This is a genomic window from Kitasatospora sp. NPDC093558 (assembly GCF_040683475.1).
GTDB lineage: Bacteria > Actinomycetota > Actinomycetes > Streptomycetales > Streptomycetaceae > Kitasatospora.
In genome coordinates this window covers 1-3,603 of the sequence record NZ_JBFBDY010000627.1, presented here as the reverse complement: position 1 = coordinate 3,603, position 3,603 = coordinate 1, and the positions used below count along the sequence as shown (strand labels likewise).

The 3,603-nt window shown below is 73.1% G+C and carries 1 protein-coding gene; it reads left to right on the top strand.

Annotated elements, in window-relative coordinates:
* A partial coding sequence (locus AB0O00_RS32720) for a DNRLRE domain-containing protein (protein ID WP_363657996.1) occupies positions 1 to 3,603 on the top strand: 3,603 nt, incomplete at both ends.

The following is a 3,603-nucleotide window of genomic DNA, read 5'->3' as shown; positions in this document are numbered from 1 at the left end:
CCCCCACCGTCCCGGCCACCGCCCCCACCGTCCCGGCCACCGACGCCGCCCGGGCCAGCCGCAGCGAGGCCCGTCCGCTCGCCGCCCCGGCGCCCGCGGCCCCCTTCGCCAAGCCGGCCGCGCCGGCCGCGCCTGACGCACCAGCCACGGCGAACGCCCCGGCCACGTCGAACGCCCCCGCCGAGCGCGAGCTGGTGAAGATCGGCACCGGCGAGCAGCAGGTCCAGTTCGGCTGGCTCGGCCGCCTGCCGAAGCCCAGGCTGGAGGGCAGCAAGGCGACGTACGCCGACGCCCGCCCCGGCGTCGACCTCGTCCTGGAGGCCACCCGGACCGGCTTCGAGCAGTTCCTGATCGTCAAGGACCGCACGGCCGTGTCGCAGGCCGGCACGATCACCCTGCCGATCGACACCAGCGGCCTGGACGTGGCCCGCAAGGACGACGGCTCGATCGAGCTGACCGAGCGTCCGTCCGGCAAGGTCCAGGCGAAGATCCCCGCCCCGGTGATGTGGGACGCGACGGTCGACCCGAACTCGCAGGAGCACAACCGCCGGGCGCCGGTGGCGATGGAGCTGCGCGGCTCCGGCGCCGACGCCGAGCTGGTCTTCACGCCGGAGGCGGGCTTCCTCGCCGACCCGGCCACCAGCTTCCCGGTGACGATCGACCCGGCGCTCACCGTCGGGCCCTCCTTCGACACCTTCGTCCAGCAGGGCTACACCACCGACCAGTCCTCCGCTGCCGAACTGAAGCTCGGCAACAACGGCAGCGGCCAGGTCGCCCGTTCGTTCCTGCACTTCCCCGAGGGGCCGTACCACGGCAAGCACATCCTCTCGGCGAAGCTGAACCTCTACAACTGGCACTCGTGGTCCTGCGAGCCCTGGTCCTGGGAGGTCTGGGACACCGGCCTCGCGTCCACCGCCACCCGGTGGACCAACCAGCCGGGCTGGAACAAGATGTGGGCGGTCAGCAACAAGACCGCGGGCAACGAGACGGCCGGCTGCGGCAACGCCTGGGTCAGCCAGGACGTGACGAGCCTGGTCGCCGCGTGGTCCGACAACGGCTACACCAACAACGCCCTCGGCCTGCGCGCCTCCACCGAGACGAGCCCGTACTCGTGGAAGCGCTTCGACTCCGCCGAGGGCTCCAACCCGCCGTACCTGTCGGTCACGTACAACACGATCCCGACGGCCCCGCCGGCGGTGGACGTGTTCCCCGCGCACCAGGGCAACCCGCGGTACACCTCCTCGGCCACGCCCACCTTCCAGGTGCTGGCCAGTGACCCCGACGGCGGCGGCCGGGTCGGCGCCGACTTCGACCTGTACCGCGCGGGCGTGTTCGTCAAGCGCGTCTACAAGGAGGTCCCGAACGGCAGTTACGCCCAGGTGAAGCCGGCCGACTTCGGGATCGCGAAGCTCGACGAGGGCGTCACCTACTCGATGGGCGCCCGCCTCTGGGACGGCACCGACAACTCGCCGTGGGCGCCCAAGGACGTGGTCGTCGTCGCCGACACCACCAAGCCCGGCGCGCCCTTCGTCACCTCGCCCGACTACCCGTCGGACGAGGCCTGGCACGGCGCCGCGGGCCAGGCCGGGCTCTTCACGCTGACCCCGCCGGCCGGCACCGGCGACGTGATCGGCTACGTCTACACCCTGGACGGCAAGTCGCCGACGACCGTGGACGCGACCGGGGCGACCACCGCCTCGATCACCCCGCCGACCGACGGCACCCACGTCCTGAAGGTGCAGACGAAGGACCGGGCCGACAACCTCTCGGACCCGGCCGTCCACACCTTCCGGGTCGGCAAGGCGGGTGTCGTCTCGCCCGTGGACGGCACCCAGGCGGCGAAGCGCGTCAAGCTCGCGGTCGACGCCCAGAGCCAGTTCACCCAGGTGACCTGGCAGTACCGCCGCGGCCCCGGCGCCGCCGAGTTCGACGTCCCGGCGGCCCACCTCGCCAAGGCCGACAACACGCCCGTCACCGGCACCCGGCCGCGGCTGGCCGAGCTCGGCGGCCACGCCAACTGGTCGGTGCTGGAGTCGCTCGGCCAGGTCGGCGGCGTCGTGCAGGTGCGCGCGCTGCTCTACACCGACAAGGACACCGACGGCGCGTACCCGACCGCCTGGTCGACCTTCACCGCCGACCCCAACGCCGACGGCGCGGCCGGCACCGGCGTCGGCCCCGGCTCGGTCAACCTGCTCACCGGCGACTACTCGGTCGACGTCACGGACACCGACGAGTTCGGCATGGCCACCAAGCGCTCCTCCTCCTCGCGCGGCACCGACCGCGGCTGGCAGGAGCAGGGCGAGCGGCTGACGGCCAACCAGCAGCAGGTGTCCACCGACACCACCGGCTTCCTGGCCACCCCGGGCACCGCGCTGCGGGCCACCGACCGGGGCCAGGGCTCCTCGACCGACTCGCTCAAGGTGCTGCCGGACGCCAACAAGTCCGGTGACACGTACGCGCTGCTCGGCGGCTCGGGCGGCCTGCAGCTGGGCATGAAGCCCGGCCGCACCTACCGGGTCAAGGCCTGGGTCTACGTGCCGTCCACGACCGGCCTGACCGCCGGGTACGACGACCGCGGCATGCGGATCGTCGTCGTCCACGGCAAGGCCGGGGCGCTCACCACCACCGTCTCCCGCAAGGCGCCGTACACCGACGCCTGGGCGGAGCTCACCACCGACGTCACGCTCGCCGCGGACGCCACCGAGGCGCAGGTCCGGCTCTACAACGGGCACTCGGACAACGCCGACAAGCCCGTCTACTTCGACAACATGTCGGTGCGCGAGCTCGTCGCGCCGTTCGGCCCGCAGTGGGCCGGCGGGGCACAGGGCGAGGCGGCCGAGTACGTCTCGCTCGCCTTCCCGGGCGGGGACGCCGCGGTGCTCAAGGCCACCGACGACACGTCGCTCACCTTCGCGCGGGCACAGGACGGCACGCTCCACCCCGAGCCGGGTGCCGAGCACCTCGGCCTGAAGGCGACCGGCGCCACCTACACGCTGACCGAACTGGACGGCTCCACCACGGTGTTCGCCCGCCAGGGCGACTCCGACGTGTACACCGTGCAGTCCTCCACCGGCCCGGACACCGCGTCCACGACCCGGTACGTCTACGACTCCACCGACCGGCGCGCGCTGGTCAAGCGGGTGATCGCGCCCGTGGAGCCGGGCGTGGACGACGCCAACGGCTGCGCCGTGGACCCGCTGCCACGCGGCTGCGAGGTCACCGACTACGACTACGCGACCGCCACCACGGCCGTCGCCGGCACCCCCGGCGACTTCACCGACCGGGTGCGGGCCGTCAAGGTCTGGTCGTGGAACCCGGTGACCGCCAAGCAGGAGGCCGTCGAGGTCGCCCACTACGCGTACGACGAGCGCGGCCGGCTCGCCCAGGTGTGGGACCCGCGCCTGGCCCAGCCGCTGAAGACGGCGTACGGCTACGACGACGCGGGCCGGGTGACCCGGATATCCCCGGCCGGGGACCTGCCGTGGGACTTCGACTACGGCAAGGCCGCGGCCGACCAGGACCCAGGCCGGCTGCTGAAGGTCCGCCGGGCCGCTCTGGCGCCGGGGTCGAAGGACCAGGTCAGCGGCGAGACGGCGACGTCCG